This window comes from Bacteroides ovatus (assembly GCF_001314995.1).
GTDB classification, from domain to species: Bacteria; Bacteroidota; Bacteroidia; order Bacteroidales; family Bacteroidaceae; genus Bacteroides; species Bacteroides ovatus.
Window position 1 is genome coordinate 6,173,452 of sequence record NZ_CP012938.1, and the last position, 17,561, is coordinate 6,191,012.

Here is a 17,561-nt window from a genome sequence, read left to right on the forward strand (position 1 = left end):
GTATTCTAAAGAGGCAATTTATAAATAAGGGAATAAGTGATTCCCATGTTATTTGATTTAAACTTTCCGTAACCGGGCACGTACCATGGGTCTCCATATTCTCCGGTAGATGCTTTGGTTTTGTATTTCATACGTACCGACCACCCCATGTTGAAGTTTTTGTAAATACGTACTTTGACGCCTAAAACGATTTCCAGCCATTGCACCGATCCTTTCATACCCAGATGGCTGAATGGCACACTTCCTCCCCAATAACCGTCTTCCAAACTGGGGTTACCTATTACATCTCCCCAGATAGGATCATCTGCCGGCATTGTGGAAACATCATATTTAAATGAACTGAATGCATAGCGAAGTCCTGCATACAAGTAGCTATTCTTCTCTTTTTTCTTTGCCATGGTGTTGTAGTCCACACCGATTCGGAAGAATGGGGCCATTTTGCTCTTATAGTGTATGCCTGTTTCGCTCCAGGTATCTGTTCCTCCCATACCAAACTCAATAGTAGGGATGAATTTATTCTTGAGGTTAACGGCTACGCTGACTTCAGAACTCATAAAGTCGCCTCCCAGCAGCTTGCTTCCAATGCCATATAAATCCACACCGACATACGTACCATTGTAGAGCGGAATGGTATCTATCTCGGCAACCTCTTTTTTCTTCTGATCTCTTTTGGGCGTTTGCGCCGGACGTTGCTGTTGTGCCAGCAACGGAAGCCCAATGCAAAAGAGCAGAAGCAGACTAATTAGTCGTTTCATCAGGTGTGCGTTCTGGCCGATAATTATAGAATATCTGCAAGTTCTCGATTTCATTTGTATTGGCTTCTTTATTTTTTATATGAAGAGAATCTATCTGGTCCGGCTGCCCGTTGCCATAGGGAGGAGGGTTACCCGGTCTTCCCGGTTTTCCAAATTTAGCGCTGATTATATTTTGTTTCATCATATAACCACATTCCATGGACTGGAAATAAGGAGTATTTTGTTGTACAATGTATAATGTGTCAACATCTTTTTCTCTACGTTTGGGATCGTATCTGAATATGAACACAGTAGTGTCACTTGTGTATCGTAGTGGCAACATCAGGGTATGCACATTCTTTTCATTGTTCAGAATGATAGAGTCAGTGCCCAATGCTGTGATTGTTAATGAATCAAGCGTGTCTTTTAATGCAATAGTAGGATTATCCGGATTAATGGTATATATTGTGCAGTACATCATCGGACGTCCTGCCAATGAGCAATCGTTCTCATCCGAGCAGGCACTGTGTAAGCTGACTGCACCGCCAATGATAGTCAATATGAGAAAGATACGAATTAAATTCTTCATAGTCAGTTTATTGAATGTGAATCAAATTTTCTTTTCTATCTGATAGTTATTCCGTTCCGGTGCATTGCGCGAGATGAGTTCGCCAAGGAATCCGGCTAAGAATAATTGCGTACCTATAATCATTGCCGTAAGTGACAAATAGAAATAGGGAGAGTCGGTCACCAGTCGGTAGGGGAGACCGTTGTACATGGCATATAGTTTGCTGGCACCTACGATGATGACAGAAATCATTCCGATCAGAAACATCAATGATCCCAACAGTCCGAAGAAATGCATCGGCTTGATGCCGAATCTGGAGAGGAACCAAAGAGAGAGTAAATCCAGATACCCGTTTACGAAACGGTTCAGTCCGAATTTTGTTGTGCCGTATTTACGCGCCTGGTGGTGTACCACCTTTTCACCGATTTTCTTGAATCCGGCGTTCTTTGCCAAATAAGGTATATAACGATGCATCTCACCGTACACTTCGATATGTTTTACGACCTCTTTGCGATAGGCTTTCAATCCGCAGTTGAAGTCGTGCAGGTTTTTGATGCCTGATACTTTGCGGGCAGTAGCATTAAACAACTTGGTGGGCAGTGTCTTTGAAATTGGATCATATCTCTTTTGCTTCCAGCCGGATACCAGGTCGTAGCCATCCTTTGTAATCATCCGGTAAAGTTCGGGGATTTCGTCTGGGCTATCTTGCAGGTCCGCATCCATCGTTATGACTACGTTTCCTTCCGCTTCAGCGAATCCACAGTAGAGTGCAGGTGATTTACCGTAGTTACGGCGGAATTTGATACCTTTTACATGTTCCGATTGAGCTTTAAGCTTTTCGATCACTTCCCATGAATGGTCGGTACTTCCATCGTTAACGAAAATCACTTCGAATGAGAATCCGTTGGCTTGCATTACCCGTTCTATCCAAGCATAGAGTTCGGGTAGTGACTCTTCTTCATTGAATAATGGGATTACAACTGATATATCCATTTTTTAATTACTAATTACTTACGAATTACAAATTACGATTGAGACATTCCGTCATTTTCCGGTTTGGCCTTTTTCATTACCATCAATGCGGTGGGAATGGCCAGGATACTTCCCCAAAATACATCCCATGACAATAGTTGCATGGTGATATTGATGGAAGTAAGTGAACGGGCGGTATCTATCGTTTCTTTTATAACTTCTTTGTTTTCTATCAGAGCCGGGGTGTTGGTCATCAGTTCGTCCCACAACTGGATGTAAGAGTTGATGATAAATCCATGATCGATGAATTGGAAATAGGCGTAGTGGGCCACAGCTACCAGCAGAGAAGCAAACATATACATAAATATGGTAAAGAGCATGGCATGTGAAAATTGGATACTTCCTCCGCAAATCTTATCCCGGTACATTTTCGCATAGTGATATCCGATGAAAGGTACGGATAATGTCAGGATTACAAATAAGAGCGAAAGGAAAGGTATGTGGAATCCCAGCGGAAATAATATGAACTTCAATATCCAGTAGATTCCCATATACGTGCCAAAATGCATGGCATATTTTTGTAAATAGCTTCTGTTCTCTGTCATCTTCATTTATAAATTGCGCACAAAGGTACAAATAATATCGGTTGGTAGGGGAAATCTGGTTGTTAAAGTTAATAAAGCAGAGGAAGTTGCTGTCTGAATATTTTTTTGCAATTTTAATTGCCTGAAATGTAGCCTGTTAGTCTTTTGTTAGTAAAAAAGTTGTCTGCAGCTATTGCAGAATACATAAAAATGTCTACCTTTGCAACCGCAAAACGGGTAAGTCCTATACGGCCAGCTCCCTTCGAATCCTCCAGGGCTTGATCGCAGCAAAGGTAGTTGGTTGTAGCGGCGCGATATAGATAGCTTACCCACCCGCCTCTTTAGCTCAGTTGGCCAGAGCACGTGATTTGTAATCTCGGGGTCGTTGGTTCGAATCCGACAAGAGGCTCAAAAAAGGATATATAACAAATCCAAGAAAAAAGCATTCAGGTATTAGTCTGGATGCTTTTTTTATATATTTGCATATTATCGAAATACACAGTTCTGAAATGACCAGTTCGGAACTGTGTATTTCGGAAACTGATAAAGTGTTGATAATATGAAGCTTGATAAGCTTTCTGTTCTTCTTGAAGCTTTGATGAATTTTGGTTTTTCCCTAATTGTTGTAATATTCCATTTTTAAGAAAAGCAAATATTTATAGTTTCTTTTTGATTCATTATTGTTATTCATTCTTGTATATTATGCTCAGGATAGGATCTGAGTAAAAGCATCACATTGGATAAATGGCGTTGCAATATTCCATGAAGTTGCTTGATGATATTTATATTCCCGGAGAGAAAAACGATGAATTGCAGTTGAGAGGCAATTTCTTGGTTCGTTTGTTTGCGTTCTTTACTTTCGATGTTATTTTGCATTAGATAAATGCCTAATGCTTTCTGAATATCGGCTATTCCCTTGTCCCATTCATGTTCGCCAAGTGTTTGAATGAAAGTACAATATTGCTTGAGCTTTTTGCTTAGCTTTTTTAAACTGTTGTATTCGGTGTCAATGGGAGGATTAATGTGCGCAGAGCGTATTATGTTTGACATCTGCAAATAATACGTTTTCATTCCATTTTCAGAATTGAATGTAGTCAGGATATACTGTTTCGTAGCTTCTGAAACCTCTTCCTGTAAGTCTTTTAATTGACTGTTTTCCATAATCATTAGAATTTAAAAGATGAATAATAGATTGATGGGAGAGGAAGAAGTGCTAATAAAAAAGCGGTTTCGCCTGTCCCATTGTCTAACATACCGACGGCAGGTTTAGAGGTGCATTAACACTCTCTATGGGGGTACGAAACCGCCCATATAAGAGTTCACATACGAACATAAAAATGCTCGCTGCGATAGTAGGCAGGTTTCCCCACCGTCTGTTAATATGTTAGACGTTGCAAATGTAGCCTTATTAATTCAATTCGCAAAATATTGGAGATATTTATTGATGCTTAGTGAAGCTAGTTTTCTTACAATGCAAAAAGATTTAGTGAATGGTTAATATGTAAAAATCCCCGGATAATCTAATTGTCCGGGGATGAATTATTCAAGTAAGAGAATATTGAATTATTTAATTCTCTTGTAACCATATACAGCCAAATCTCCCAGTTCCTCTTCAATGCGGAGTAACTGATTGTATTTAGCCATACGGTCTGAGCGGCTTAAAGAACCTGTCTTGATCTGTCCGCTGTTAGTAGCTACTGCGATATCGGCGATAGTAGCATCTTCTGTTTCACCCGAACGGTGAGAAGTAACAGTAGTGTATCCATGACGGTGAGCCATTTCGATAGCGTTCAGTGTTTCTGTCAGCGAACCGATTTGGTTTACTTTAATCAGGATAGAGTTGGCACAGCCTTTTTCGATACCCATTGCAAGGAAATCTACGTTGGTTACGAACAGGTCGTCACCTACCAACTGGCAACGGTTGCCGATGCGTTCGGTCAGCTTTTTCCAGCCTTCCCAGTCGTTTTCGTTCATACCGTCTTCGATAGAGTCGATAGGGAATTTGTTGATTAGTTCTTCCAGGTAGTCAACTTGTTCTGCGGAAGTGCGTTTCTTACCTTTTTCACCTTCAAACTTGGTATAATCGTAAATACCATCGTGGTAGAATTCGGAAGAAGCACAGTCCATACCGATCATAACGTCTTTGCCCGGTTCGTATCCTGCAGCTTTGATAGCGGCCAGAATAGAGTTCAAAGCATCTTCCGTACCCTCGAGGTTAGGTGCGAAACCACCTTCATCACCTACAGCAGTGCTAAGGCCACGGTCTTTCAAAACTTTCTTTAAAGCGTGGAATACTTCAGCACCCATGCGCAGACCTTCTCTGAAAGAAGGAGCACCTACGGGACGGATCATAAATTCCTGGAATGCGATCGGAGCATCGCTATGTGAACCACCGTTGATGATGTTCATCATCGGTACAGGCATTACATACGTATTTGTTCCACCGATATAGCGGTATAGAGGAAGATCCAGATAGTTGGCAGCAGCTTTAGCTACGGCAAGAGATACACCGAGAATAGCGTTAGCACCTAAATTCGATTTAGTCTTAGTGCCGTCCAATGCCAGCATTGTGTAGTCGATACCTCTCTGATTGAGTGAAGACATACCAATCAGTTTCGGAGCGATGATTTTATTTACATTATCAACCGCTTTTTGTACTCCTTTTCCACCATAGCGCTGTTTGTCACCATCGCGAAGTTCCAATGCTTCGTGTTCACCTGTGGAAGCACCTGACGGCACAGATGCACGTCCCATAATGCCGGATTCCAATACTACGTCAACTTCTACTGTGGGGTTACCTCTTGAATCGAGAATTTCTCGAGCTACAATTTTTTCAATTTTCATCGTTTCTATTGTTTTTGAATAAGATTTCTGCAAAAGTACGGACTTGACGGGGAGTGAGAAATCACTATAAATAGGTATTCTTTTTGTGCCTATTCCCTATATGTCGTTAGTCCGACCTTATACTATAACAACGGGACGATGCTTTTTGTTTGAGTGCGGCGGGGTGAATTTGCAGGATTTTAATCTTCGATAATAACCCCTAACAGTGGAAGCAAATCCATTGCTTGCAGGGAAGTGATGACAGCCCCTTTCAGATCGCTGATGTTAAGCGTGATTCCGCTGATACGGGAAGTGCGCAAATCTATTCCGCGAAGCGGAGCGTGTGAAAAATCGGCTTCTACGAGATCGCAACTCTCAAATGCGACGGATGAAAAACGGCAGTCGTTCAGACTTCCGTTGCGGAGCTGGCTGTGTGCAAAACGTACCTGGTTCATTTTACTCATAGCCAGATTGATATAACCTGCGTTGCAGTCATGCAGCAAGACGTGATTCATTGTTGTTTCCGATAAATTGGTACCCAATAGCTTGCAGGAAATGAATTCTACCCGGTAGAGCGAACTTTCAGCGAAAGAAATGTTGGATAAGTCGCAGTTCTCGAACCTGACATCGGTCAGTTGGGAGGAACGGAATTTACATTCGCTGAATGTCTGATGCTGAAAGGTGCAGTTTTTGAAACTTTTATAAGATTTGTCGATGCCTTCTTCTTTTCCTTTGCAGAATAAAAGATGAGAGACGGTTTCTTCTCTGTCGAGCCATTTCTGTAGGGTAATAGTACTGACTTCCTGTTCTTCCATCATGGGAGGAACAACGCGGACGGGTTTGGTTGGGCTTCTTTTAATCATGGCGTAAAGGTAGGATTTATATTCGAATTATTAAATCTGTTTTCCCACATATCCGCCGGCTAACGTTGCGGCTAATCCTATTCCTATACTTAATAATGTATATAGAACAAATGCTCCGTAAAATTCTCCTTTCAGCAGACCTACGCCGTCACTGGAGAAAGTAGAGAACGTTGTGAAACCTCCACATAAACCCGTTGTCAGAAACAAACGGAACTCGAACGGAAGGTGGAATCGCTCTGAAAGGGCATAGAACAGGCCGATGAGAAAACTGCCGAGAAGATTGACCGTGAAAGTGGCCCATGGAAAATGATAAGGGACGATTCGTTCGTGCATTAACAACTGGATGAAATAACGCAGTGCACTACCGGTTCCTCCACCGATAAAGATATAGATAACTTCTTTACTCATTTGATTGAAAGATTGATATTATTTGTAGGCGGCTTCAAAATCTTTTTCGAATTGCTGGAAGCCTCCGGGATAAACAAGATTGATTTGTTCTGAAACGGTTGACGGATCATTTTTGTTTTGCAGAACGGATATGAACTTTTTGAATATCTCGCGGGGAACGCTCTCTATCCAGAAAGTGACAAGCGCATGCGAAAGGATATAAGAGTATTGCTCGTCCGTCATTTGCTGTTTCATAAATTTGCCCTGGCTGCTATTTAAAAATGTAGGAAGGTTTACTTCTCCCAGCATATACATCGTCCGAACTCTCCCTTGTTCGTATTCGGTAAATGTGTGGCGGACTGCTTTTTTGTGAATGGTGCAATGTTCGAAGTACTCCGACAGTCCTTCGTTAAGCCAGCTTGGAGGACGCTTGCCGAGAATCTGCGAAACGAAATGATGACTCAGTTCGTGATAGATAATGGCAAGACTTCTCTCCCGTCCATTCTCCCGTCCTAAGATGACTGCCTTTTGTAGCTTAGGTGAGTATGCACCACTTGCCTTGATAGGCAGAGACACATTGATACTTTCTAAGTAATCGATTGCTTCTCTTCTATTTTCAAATACATATAGTTGGAGGCTCAGCGTATCGGGCAGTCCGAATTGTGAATAGAAATCAACCTCATGTTGAAGAAACTGTTCTATCTTCTTCCGGTCTTTGTCGGGAAGCGGGTCACCGCCATATTCCACTTTTACGGTTTGGGCATGAAGCAAACCGCAGAAAAAGAAGACCGGGAAGAAAAGTAAAAATATGCGCATGATACATCTATTATTTCAGGTTGTGTAGCTTCATATATTTCTTTTTATCACGTTTACTCATGTCCTGCATGATAAGGTCATGGTCGGTCACAGCCTGATAGATGGTTTTCTCTTCCGGTTTCACATCTCCTTCAGTTGTGCGGAATACAGGAATAAAGTGGGAGTAAGGGTATCCGGATGATAATCCTCCTTTGAACTTATTTTCATCCAGAAAAAAGAAAGAGATGGCAGCACCTGTGGGGCCTGCCTTTCCTATGGCTTGTCCAACTTGTACTTCTTCGCCCGGTTCGATAAAATTCTCGTTCATCACCAGATAGGCTGCAAAAGTCTGATCGGGATGATAGATGAGCAGCTGTTGCGGGTTGGTGGTTTTACAGGCTATTCCGCTGCGGGTGGCGTAGATTGTATCACCTTGTTTGATGTGAAAATTCAAGGTCTTGAATGGTTCACGCGGATCGGTTTTCCAGGCTGTCTTTTGATTGTTCTTTACGGGTAAGGCATAAGGAGTCTGAATATTGAAATCTTTAGGAAATTTGCCCCGGCAGAACGTATAAGAAGAGGCACTTTTAAACGGATTGTCTACCTGTGCGTTCTTTTCTATTTTAAATATAGTGTTTTTTCCGTTACTTAAATTGTAGGAACGGTCGTTGGCACGATACAGATAATAGTCGCAATAGTCTTCATTGTAGTAATTGAGTTCGGTAGTTCCCTGAGCATCTTTTTCCCATTTTGACTCGATGATACCGTATGGACGTTCCAGCAGTTTACGTAAAGACTGCGCGGAAGTGTAGCTGGCGGACAATGTGAAAATCAATAGAGCGATCAATTTAAGGTGCTGTGCCATATTCTAAATAGTAAAGTGTTTATTGATATAGTTGGGATAATACGTTGCAAATATAGAAAGATTATGTAATATGCGTCTTTAATCCTTTTAATTTCTTCACCATAGACACTATATTTTTTCTAGCTTCTGGATTTGTTATCTGCTTTATATTTAAATGTTTATCCCGTTTCAACTTCTATATCCTTCTATATTTTCTTTATAAAGAAAAACACCTCTATAGTTTCCTGTCTATCTTTGCCATACGATTATTAACTAACTCATTTATATCATGAAGAACATGAAAATAGGAACTGCAATATGGGTCTGCCTGTTGCTCTCTTTTTTCTTCGGCACATCAGCAAAGGCCGAAAGTATCACTTCTCCTGACGGACAATTAAAACTTAATTTCTCTGTCAACATGCAAGGAGAACCGGTGTATGAACTCTCTTATAAAGGAAAAGAGGTGATTAAACCTTCGAAACTGGGACTGGAATTGAAAAATGATCCCGGACTGATAAATGGATTCACTCTGGCCGATATTAAAACTTCTGCTTTTGATGAAACATGGGAACCGGTGTGGGGAGAGGTGAAATCGATCCGCAACCATTATAATGAAATGGCTGTTACCCTGAATCAAAAGGCGCAAGATCGTAATCTGATTATTTGTTTTCGTCTTTATAATGATGGCTTGGGGTTCCGCTATGAGTTCCCGCAGCAAAAGAATCTGAATTACTTCGTTATAAAAGAAGAACATTCGCAGTTTGCTATGGCCGGCGATCATACGGCATTCTGGATTCCAGGCGATTATGATACGCAGGAATATGACTATACCGAATCCAAGCTTTCAGAGATTCGCGGATTGTTGCAAGGGGCAATTACTCCAAATGCTTCTCAAACTCCTTTTTCACCAACAGGTGTGCAGACATCTTTGCAAATGAAGACAGCCGACGGGTTGTATATCAATCTGCATGAAGCGGCTTTGGTTGATTATTCTTGTATGCATCTGAACCTTGACGATCAGAACCTGATTTTTGAATCATGGCTGACTCCTGATGCAAAAGGGGATAAAGGTTATATGCAAACGCCTTGCCGTTCACCCTGGCGCACGGTGATTGTCAGTGATGATGCTCGTGATATTCTGGCTTCCAAATTGACTTTGAACTTGAATGAACCTTGTGCCTACGAAGATGTTTCCTGGATTAAGCCGGTGAAATACATCGGTGTGTGGTGGGAAATGATTACCGGAAAAAGTTCCTGGTCGTACACGGATGATGTTTATTCTGTGAAACTGGGACAGACGGATTATTCCCAAACAAAACCGAGCGGGCGTCATGCAGCCAATAATGACAAAGTGAAGCGTTACATTGACTTTGCTTCAGAGCATGGATTCGACCAGATCTTAGTGGAAGGCTGGAATGAAGGATGGGAAGACTGGTTCGGAAATTCGAAGGATTATGTCTTTGATTTCGTAACTCCGTATCCTGATTTTGACGTGAAGATGCTCAATGCGTATGCAAAGGAAAAAGGAGTGAAGCTGATGATGCATCACGAGACTTCCGCTTCTGTACGTAACTACGAGCGTCATCTTGATAAAGCCTATCAGTTTATGATAGATAACGGATACAATGCTGTGAAGAGCGGGTATGTAGGTAATATTATTCCGCGTGGAGAACATCATTACGGACAGTGGATGAACAATCATTATTTATATGCGGTGGAAAAAGCGGCCGAATATAAGATCTGTGTAAATGCTCACGAAGCAACCCGTCCGACAGGATTATGTCGCACATATCCGAATCTGATCGGTAATGAATCGGCTCGTGGCACGGAATATGAAGCCTTTGCAGGGAATAAGCCGTTCCATACCACCTTGCTTCCTTTCACCCGTCAGATTGGTGGACCGATGGATTATACACCGGGTATCTTTGATACAAAACTTTCTTTCCTGTCAGGCGACCACAGTTTTGTACGTACAACTTTGGCAAAACAGTTGGCACTTTATGTAACGATGTACAGTCCTTTGCAAATGGCAGCCGACCTTCCGGAGAGTTACGAACGTCACATGGATGCATTTCAATTTATCAAGGATGTAGTCGTTGATTGGGATGACAGCAAGTATCTGGAAGCGGAACCGGGAGATTATATTACCGTAGCACGTAAGGCAAAAGGTACTGATAACTGGTTTGTAGGTGGTATCACCGATGAGAATCCCCGTACTTCTGCTTTTACACTTGATTTTCTCGAACCGGGAAAACAATATGTAGCTACTCTTTATGCTGACGGAAAGGAGGCGGATTTTGAAAAGAATCCTACTTCTTACCAGATAAAAAAAGGACTTGTTACAAACAAGAATAAGATGTCTGTGAAGCTGGCACGTAGCGGAGGATTTGCAGTAAGTTTGATTGAAGCAACTCCCGCTGACTTGAAAACGATCAAGAAATGGAAATAAGATTCCGGTAAAAAGATTGTTTCCGGATTCCCCGCTTTTTAATAAATATTAGTTGTGCTTCGCAAAGAAAACTAAAACTTTGCGGAGCGCTTTTTTTATAGGACGAATTCTTTTTTGTACTTTTGCGCCATCTTTTTTAAAACATCATCAATAAAGAGAACAACATGGGAGGTTTTTTCGGAACAGTCTCGAAAACTAGCTGCGTGACTGATTTATTCTACGGCACAGATTATAACTCACATCTGGGTACCAAGCGAGGAGGACTCGCAACATACAGTGAGGAAAAAGGTTTTATACGCTCCATTCACAATTTGGAAAGTACTTATTTCCGAACCAAGTTTGAAGGAGAACTGGACAAATTCAAAGGAAACGCCGGCATCGGCATCATTAGCGACACAGACGCACAACCTATCATCATCAATTCTCACCTCGGGCGCTTCGCCATTGTCACAGTCGCTAAAATAGTCAATATCCAGGAATTGGAAGAAGAACTTCTCAGTCAAAACATGCACTTCGCCGAACTTAGTTCGAGCAACACCAACCAGACGGAACTTATCGCATTACTTATTATACAAGGCAGAACTTTTGTGGAAGGTATCGAAAATGTGTTTAAGCACATTAAGGGTTCTTGTTCGATGTTGCTTCTGACGGAAGATGGTAGTATCATCGCTGCCCGTGACCGATGGGGACGTACTCCGGTGGTGATTGGAAGGAAAGACGGTGCTTATGCTGCAACGAGCGAATCGTCCAGTTTTCCGAATCTGGATTATGAGATTGAGAGATATTTAGGTCCCGGTGAGATTGTCCGTATGTATGACGATCATGTTGACCAGCTTCGCAAGCCCAATGAGGATATGCAGATTTGCTCGTTTTTGTGGGTGTACTACGGTTTCCCGACTTCTTGTTATGAAGGAAAGAATGTAGAGGAAGTGCGTTTCACCAGCGGATTGAAAATGGGACAGACAGATGAATCGGAAGTGGATTGTGCTTGCGGTATTCCTGATTCGGGAGTGGGTATGGCTTTAGGATATGCTGAAGGAAAGGGGGTTCCTTACCATCGTGCTATTTCAAAATATACACCGACATGGCCTCGTAGCTTCACTCCGAGCAATCAAGAGATGCGTTCGCTTGTTGCTAAGATGAAGTTGATTCCCAACCGTGCCATGCTGCAAAATAAACGTTTGTTGTTCTGTGACGATTCAATCGTGCGGGGAACTCAATTACGTGACAATGTGAAGATTCTGTATGATTACGGAGCAAAGGAGGTGCACATGCGTATCGCTTGTCCGCCATTGATTTATGCTTGTCCGTTTGTTGGTTTTTCGGCTTCTAAAAATGCATTGGAGTTGATTACCCGTCGTATTATCAAGGAACTGGAAGGGGATGAGAATAAGAACCTGGAGAAATATGCTACTACCGGTTCTCCGGAATACGATAAGATGGTTAGTATTATTGCAGAGCGTTTCGGTCTCAGTTCATTGAAGTTTAATACACTGGAAACGCTGATTGAGGCTATCGGATTACCTAAATGCAAGGTTTGTACACATTGCTTTGATGGTAGCAGCCATTTTTAAAGTAGTCAAATAGGATATTTAAGTATCCGGATAAAAGTATACAATAAAAAGAGCCGTGAATTGCTTTGTAATTCACGGCTCTTTTTTTACCTTTACGGCACTATAAACTATCAATTTGTAAATTGTAATTAGTAACTTGTAATTAAAACAATATGACTTTAGTAGACAGATTTTTAAAGTATGTAAGCTTCGATACACAATCTGATGAATCGACAGGGCTTACTCCAAGTACTCCGAAGCAGATGATTTTTGCTGAATACTTGAAAAAAGAGTTGGAATCTTTGGGATTGGAAGATATTACTTTGGATGAGCATGGCTATCTTTTTGCTACACTTCCTGCCAATATAAATAAAGAAGTACCCACTATCGGGTTTATTGCCCACATGGATACAAGTCCTGATATGACGGGTAAAGATGTCACTCCGCGCATTGTGGAAAAGTATGACGGTTCGGATATTGTGCTTTGTGCTGAAGAGAATGTAGTCCTTTCTCCATCACAATTCCCGGAATTGCTGGATCATAAGGGAGAAGACTTGATTGTAACCAACGGAAAAACGTTGCTCGGTGCCGACGACAAAGCCGGTATCGCGGAAATTGTATCAGCGATGGTTTATCTGAAGGAACATCCCGAAATCAAACACGGTAAAATCCGTATCGGCTTCAATCCTGACGAAGAAATCGGTGAAGGTGCTCATAAATTCGATGTAGAGAAATTCGGTTGTGAATGGGGATATACGATGGATGGAGGTGAAGTAGGGGAGTTGGAGTTTGAGAACTTTAATGCTGCTGCCGCAAAAATAACCTTTAAAGGACGTAATGTGCATCCGGGATATGCCAAGGATAAGATGATTAACTCTATCTATCTTGCCAATCAGTTTATTACGATGCTTCCCTCACAGGAAAGACCGGAACATACGACCGGCTATGAAGGATTCTATCATTTGATTGGTATTCAGGGGGATGTGGAGCAAAGCACTGTGTCTTATATCATCCGCGATCATGACCGTGCAAAATTTGAGAACCGTAAAAAAGAGATAGAACGTCTGGTAGCTCAAATGAACGCTGAATATGGAGCTGGTACTGCGACACTCGAACTGCGCGACCAGTATTATAATATGCGTGAGAAAATAGAACCGGTAATGCACATCATCGATACTGCTTTTGCAGCTATGGAAGCCGTGGGTGTGAAACCGAATGTAAAACCGATTCGTGGAGGTACGGATGGTGCGCAGCTTTCTTTTAAGGGATTGCCTTGTCCGAATATCTTTGCCGGTGGTCTGAATTTCCACGGTCGTTACGAATTTGTGCCTATCCAGAATATGGAGAAAGCAATGAAAGTGATCGTAAAAATAGCAGAACTGGTGGCTTCCAAATAAAAAGACGGTAAGCTCCGGTAATACTTAATACCTGATACTTAAAACTTAATACTTTAAAATAATGAAAACCACTCCGTTTACAGAGAAACATATAGCACTTGGTGCTAAAATGCACGAGTTTGCAGGTTATAATATGCCTATTGAATACTCCGGTATCATTGATGAACACATAACTGTTTGTCAAGGTGTCGGTGTATTTGATGTATCGCACATGGGAGAATTTTGGGTGAAAGGACCGCAAGCGTTGGCCTTTCTGCAGAAAATAACATCTAACAATGTGGCGGCACTGGCTCCGGGTAAAATACAATATACTTGTTTTCCGAATGAGGATGGGGGGATTGTAGATGATTTGCTGGTTTATCAGTATGAACCGGAAAAATACATGTTGGTGGTGAATGCTTCCAATATGGAAAAAGACTGGAACTGGTGTGTTTCTCACAATACGGAGGGAGCCGAGTTGGAAAATTCGTCGGATAACATAGCTCAACTTGCTATACAGGGTCCGAAGGCTATTTCGGTTCTGCAAAAGTTGACGGATATTGATCTTGCTACTATTCCTTATTATACATTTAAGGTTGGAACGTTTGCAAGTGAAGAGAATGTGATTATCTCCAATACGGGTTATACCGGTGCGGGAGGTTTTGAGCTTTATTTCTATCCGTCTGCGGCTGATTCTATATGGAAGGCTATTTTTGAAGCTGGTGAAGAGTATGGCATTAAACCTATCGGTTTGGGTGCCCGTGATACGCTCCGGTTGGAAATGGGCTTCTGTCTGTATGGCAATGATCTGGATGATACGACTTCTCCGATAGAAGCCGGATTGGGATGGATCACTAAGTTTGTGGAGGGCAAGGATTTTGTCAACCGTCCGATGCTGGAAAAACAGAAAGCGGAAGGTGTTACCCGTAAACTGGTTGGCTTTGAAATGGTTGATCGCGGAATTCCCCGTCATGGCTATGAACTGGTGAATGATGAAGGCGAGAAAGTGGGAGTGGTGACCTCCGGTACGATGTCGCCTACCCGTAAGATTGGTATCGGTATGGGATATGTGAAACCGGAATATAGTAAGGTGGGTACGGAAATCTGTATCGATATGCGTGGTCGGAAATTGAAAGCTGTGGTAGTGAAACCGCCTTTTAGAAAGTAAAAAATAAGCTTGTTATTGTGTATAGCCCCGGATAAGTTACGACTCTATCCGGGGCTAACTTATTTTATGATGGTTATTGCAAAACATATCCGTAAATATGTTGTTTATCCCATAGAAATAATATAATTTTGTCATCAAATACGATAAAATAATGTCTCAATTACCTACTCTTATAGCTGACCTCGCACTTATATTGATTTGTGCCGGTGTTATGACTTTGTTGTTTAAGAAGTTGAAACAACCTCTGGTCTTGGGATATGTAGTTGCCGGATTTCTGGCAAGTCCGCATATGCCGTATACTCCTTCAGTGATGGATACTGCCAATATTAAGACTTGGGCGGATATTGGTGTTATTTTCTTGCTGTTTGCTCTTGGTTTGGAATTTAGTTTTAAGAAGATTGTCAAGGTGGGTGGTTCTGCCATCATTGCTGCCTGTACCATCATCTTTTGTATGATTTTGTTGGGAATAGGAGTCGGCATGGGTTTCGGCTGGCACAGGATGGACAGTCTGTTCTTGGGCGGTATGATTGCGATGTCGTCTACTACTATTATTTATAAAGCTTTTGATGATTTAGGATTAAGGAAGAAGCAGTTCACCGGACTTGTGTTGAGTATCTTGATTTTGGAAGATATTTTGGCTATTGTATTAATGGTGATGCTTTCCACTATGGCGGTAAGCCAACATTTTGAAGGTACCGAGATGTTGGAGAGTATCGGGAAATTATTGTTTTTCCTTATTCTGTGGTTTGTTGTCGGTATCTATCTGATTCCTGAATTCTTGAAACGCTGCCGGAAATTGATGGGAGAGGAGACTCTGCTTATTGTGTCGTTGGCACTTTGTTTCGGTATGGTAGTGATGGCGGCTCATACAGGATTTTCTGCTGCATTTGGTGCATTTATAATGGGATCTATTCTGGCGGAAACAATCGAGGCGGAATCCATAGACCGGCTGGTGAAACCGGTAAAGGATCTTTTTGGAGCTATCTTTTTCGTATCGGTCGGTATGATGGTGGATCCTGCAATGATTGTAGAATATGCCGTACCTATTATAGTTATTACTTTGGCTGTTATCTTGGGACAGGCCGTTTTTGGTACATTCGGTGTTATTCTCTCCGGAAAGCCTTTAAAGACGGCTATGCAATGCGGCTTTAGTTTAACGCAGATCGGCGAATTTGCGTTTATTATTGCTTCTTTGGGAGTCTCTTTGCATGTAACGAGTGATTTTCTGTATCCGATAGTGGTAGCGGTTTCTGTGATTACTACTTTCCTGACTCCTTATATGATTCGTTTTGCCGAGCCGGCTTCTACTTTTGTGGATGCTCATCTTCCGGAATCATGGAAAAAAATAATGATGCGTTATTCTTCCGGTTCGCAAACAGCTCTGAATCACGAGAATTTGTGGAAGAAGCTAATCTTGTCAATGGTACGTATAACAGTTGTTTATTCAATTGTCAGTATGTCGATTATTGCACTTTCTTTTCGTTTTGTTGTGCCATTCTTTAAAGAGAATCTGCCTCATTTCTGGGCATCGTTGTTGGGAGCGGTATTTATGATTCTGTGTATTGCTCCTTTCTTGCGTGCCATTATGGTGAAGAAAAATCATTCGGTTGAGTTTATGACCTTATGGCATGATAGCCGTGCCAACCGCGCGCCGCTGGTATCGACAATCGTGATTCGTATTATGATAGCGGCACTTTTTGTCATCTTTGTTATTTCCGGATTATTTAAGGCGTCTATCGGATTGATTATTGGAGTGGCTGTACTTATTGTATTGTTGATGGTATGGTCTCGCCGTTTGAAAAAGCAATCGATATTGATTGAACGTCGTTTCTTCCAGAATCTCCGTTCCAGAGATGTACGTGCAGAGTATCTGGGAGAGAAAAAGCCGGAGTATGCCGGTCGTTTGTTGTCGCATGATTTGCATCTTGCCGATATGGAAATTCCGGGTGAATCCAGTTGGGCGGGAAAGACATTGATGGAGCTGAACTTGGGGAAGAAGTTTGGAGTTCATGTTGCTTCTATTCTTCGTGGAAAGAGGAGGATTAATATCCCCGGTGGTTCTGTTCGTCTGTTTCCAATGGATAAGATACAGGTGATAGGGACGGATGAACAATTAAGTGTGTTTAATGAGGCGATGCAAAACGGAGCGAAGATAGACTGGGAGGTTTATGAAAAGAGCGAGATGGCTTTGAAGCAGTTTATCATTGACAGTGATTCTGTTTTTCTGGGTAAAACGATTCGTGAATCGGGTATCCGCGACAAATATCATTGTATGATAGCCGGTGTTGAAAGTGAAGACGGTACACTGATGGTTCCTGATGTAAATGCTCCGCTCGAAGAAGGCGATGTTGTTTGGGTGGTAGGCGAAAAAGAGGATGTGTACCAATTAGTCGATCAAAAAAACGAAAAAGTACAAGCCGGATAAGAATGGAATACTTATTTTTG

At 41.9% G+C, this 17,561-nt stretch carries 15 protein-coding genes and 1 tRNA gene; 6 read left to right on the forward strand and 10 right to left on the reverse strand.

The window, feature by feature from the left end; genetic code table 11:
- Nucleotides 1-5: 5 nt before the first annotated feature.
- Genes Bovatus_RS23325 through Bovatus_RS23340 form a run of 4 tightly spaced genes read right to left on the reverse strand, consistent with a single transcriptional unit; the run spans nucleotide 6 to nucleotide 2,885 of the window.
- Complete coding sequence (locus Bovatus_RS23325; RefSeq protein WP_004302039.1) at nucleotides 6-755, reverse strand: DUF6048 family protein; 750 nt, start codon at nucleotides 753-755, stop codon at nucleotides 6-8.
- Entirely contained in the window at nucleotides 739-1,323 is a 585-nt protein-coding gene (locus Bovatus_RS23330; protein WP_004302040.1) for a DUF6452 family protein, read from the reverse strand. Before Bovatus_RS23330 ends, Bovatus_RS23325 begins: the two co-directional genes overlap by 17 nt.
- Before the next feature lie 21 nt (nucleotides 1,324-1,344).
- Complete coding sequence (locus Bovatus_RS23335) at nucleotides 1,345-2,295, reverse strand: glycosyltransferase family 2 protein (protein WP_004302041.1); 951 nt, start codon at nucleotides 2,293-2,295, stop codon at nucleotides 1,345-1,347.
- Nucleotides 2,296-2,327: 32 nt separating this feature from the next.
- Nucleotides 2,328-2,885, reverse strand: a complete 558-nt coding sequence (locus tag Bovatus_RS23340; RefSeq protein WP_004302042.1) for a DUF4199 domain-containing protein — start codon at nucleotides 2,883-2,885, stop codon at nucleotides 2,328-2,330.
- 308 nt (nucleotides 2,886-3,193) lie between these two features.
- Here Bovatus_RS23340 and Bovatus_RS23345 point away from each other — a divergent pair.
- A tRNA-Thr gene (locus Bovatus_RS23345) sits at nucleotides 3,194-3,267 on the forward strand.
- Between the two features lie 278 nt (nucleotides 3,268-3,545).
- Here the strand turns inward: Bovatus_RS23345 and Bovatus_RS23350 are convergent.
- The 6 genes from Bovatus_RS23350 to Bovatus_RS23375 all read right to left on the reverse strand — a co-directional run bounded on the left by Bovatus_RS23350 (nucleotide 3,546) and on the right by Bovatus_RS23375 (nucleotide 8,591).
- Nucleotides 3,546-4,019, reverse strand: a complete 474-nt coding sequence (locus tag Bovatus_RS23350; RefSeq protein ID WP_004309775.1) for a hypothetical protein — start codon at nucleotides 4,017-4,019, stop codon at nucleotides 3,546-3,548.
- Nucleotides 4,020-4,421: 402 nt separating this feature from the next.
- Complete coding sequence (gene eno / locus Bovatus_RS23355; RefSeq protein ID WP_004302046.1) at nucleotides 4,422-5,702, reverse strand: phosphopyruvate hydratase; 1,281 nt, start codon at nucleotides 5,700-5,702, stop codon at nucleotides 4,422-4,424.
- Between the two features lie 179 nt (nucleotides 5,703-5,881).
- Nucleotides 5,882-6,544 (reverse strand): pentapeptide repeat-containing protein, encoded by a 663-nt coding sequence (locus tag Bovatus_RS23360; protein WP_004302047.1) that lies wholly within the window; start codon nucleotides 6,542-6,544, stop codon nucleotides 5,882-5,884.
- Nucleotides 6,545-6,574: 30 nt separating this feature from the next.
- On the reverse strand, nucleotides 6,575-6,952 hold the full coding sequence (gene crcB, locus Bovatus_RS23365) for a fluoride efflux transporter CrcB (RefSeq protein ID WP_004302048.1): 378 nt from the start codon (nucleotides 6,950-6,952) through the stop codon (nucleotides 6,575-6,577).
- 18 nt (nucleotides 6,953-6,970) lie between these two features.
- Complete coding sequence (locus tag Bovatus_RS23370; protein ID WP_004302049.1) at nucleotides 6,971-7,747, reverse strand: hypothetical protein; 777 nt, start codon at nucleotides 7,745-7,747, stop codon at nucleotides 6,971-6,973.
- A gap of 10 nt (nucleotides 7,748-7,757) precedes the next feature.
- The gene (locus Bovatus_RS23375) at nucleotides 7,758-8,591 is read right to left on the reverse strand and encodes a M23 family metallopeptidase (RefSeq protein WP_004302050.1); all 834 of its coding nucleotides are present in this window, start codon (nucleotides 8,589-8,591) and stop codon (nucleotides 7,758-7,760) included.
- 268 nt (nucleotides 8,592-8,859) lie between these two features.
- On the opposite strand from Bovatus_RS23375, the gene Bovatus_RS23380 reads away from it, so the two are divergent.
- From Bovatus_RS23380 to Bovatus_RS23400, 5 genes are all read left to right on the forward strand, one after another.
- Entirely contained in the window at nucleotides 8,860-11,019 is a 2,160-nt protein-coding gene (locus Bovatus_RS23380; protein ID WP_004302051.1) for a glycoside hydrolase family 97 protein, read from the forward strand.
- Nucleotides 11,020-11,183: 164 nt separating this feature from the next.
- On the forward strand, nucleotides 11,184-12,593 hold the full coding sequence (locus Bovatus_RS23385) for an amidophosphoribosyltransferase (RefSeq protein WP_004302052.1): 1,410 nt from the start codon (nucleotides 11,184-11,186) through the stop codon (nucleotides 12,591-12,593).
- Nucleotides 12,594-12,745: 152 nt separating this feature from the next.
- The gene (gene pepT, locus Bovatus_RS23390) at nucleotides 12,746-13,969 is read left to right on the forward strand and encodes a peptidase T (RefSeq protein WP_004302053.1); all 1,224 of its coding nucleotides are present in this window, start codon (nucleotides 12,746-12,748) and stop codon (nucleotides 13,967-13,969) included.
- A 61-nt stretch (nucleotides 13,970-14,030) separates the two neighbouring features.
- Nucleotides 14,031-15,116, forward strand: a complete 1,086-nt coding sequence (gcvT, locus tag Bovatus_RS23395; protein ID WP_004302054.1) for a glycine cleavage system aminomethyltransferase GcvT — start codon at nucleotides 14,031-14,033, stop codon at nucleotides 15,114-15,116.
- 151 nt (nucleotides 15,117-15,267) lie between these two features.
- Entirely contained in the window at nucleotides 15,268-17,541 is a 2,274-nt protein-coding gene (locus Bovatus_RS23400) for a cation:proton antiporter (RefSeq protein ID WP_004302056.1), read from the forward strand.
- Nucleotides 17,542-17,561 lie beyond the last annotated feature (20 nt).

Coding starts and splice junctions, on each gene's coding strand:
- Bovatus_RS23325 (WP_004302039.1), bottom strand. CDS start 755: ATGAAACGACTAATTAGTCTGCTTCTGCTCTTTTGCATTGGGCTTCCG.
- Bovatus_RS23330 (WP_004302040.1), bottom strand. CDS start 1,323: ATGAAGAATTTAATTCGTATCTTTCTCATATTGACTATCATTGGCGGT.
- Bovatus_RS23335 (WP_004302041.1), bottom strand. CDS start 2,295: ATGGATATATCAGTTGTAATCCCATTATTCAATGAAGAAGAGTCACTA.
- Bovatus_RS23340 (WP_004302042.1), bottom strand. CDS start 2,885: ATGAAGATGACAGAGAACAGAAGCTATTTACAAAAATATGCCATGCAT.
- Bovatus_RS23350 (WP_004309775.1), bottom strand. CDS start 4,019: ATGGAAAACAGTCAATTAAAAGACTTACAGGAAGAGGTTTCAGAAGCT.
- eno (WP_004302046.1), bottom strand. CDS start 5,702: ATGAAAATTGAAAAAATTGTAGCTCGAGAAATTCTCGATTCAAGAGGT.
- Bovatus_RS23360 (WP_004302047.1), bottom strand. CDS start 6,544: ATGATTAAAAGAAGCCCAACCAAACCCGTCCGCGTTGTTCCTCCCATG.
- crcB (WP_004302048.1), bottom strand. CDS start 6,952: ATGAGTAAAGAAGTTATCTATATCTTTATCGGTGGAGGAACCGGTAGT.
- Bovatus_RS23370 (WP_004302049.1), bottom strand. CDS start 7,747: ATGCGCATATTTTTACTTTTCTTCCCGGTCTTCTTTTTCTGCGGTTTG.
- Bovatus_RS23375 (WP_004302050.1), bottom strand. CDS start 8,591: ATGGCACAGCACCTTAAATTGATCGCTCTATTGATTTTCACATTGTCC.
- Bovatus_RS23380 (WP_004302051.1), top strand. CDS start 8,860: ATGAAGAACATGAAAATAGGAACTGCAATATGGGTCTGCCTGTTGCTC.
- Bovatus_RS23385 (WP_004302052.1), top strand. CDS start 11,184: ATGGGAGGTTTTTTCGGAACAGTCTCGAAAACTAGCTGCGTGACTGAT.
- pepT (WP_004302053.1), top strand. CDS start 12,746: ATGACTTTAGTAGACAGATTTTTAAAGTATGTAAGCTTCGATACACAA.
- gcvT (WP_004302054.1), top strand. CDS start 14,031: ATGAAAACCACTCCGTTTACAGAGAAACATATAGCACTTGGTGCTAAA.
- Bovatus_RS23400 (WP_004302056.1), top strand. CDS start 15,268: ATGTCTCAATTACCTACTCTTATAGCTGACCTCGCACTTATATTGATT.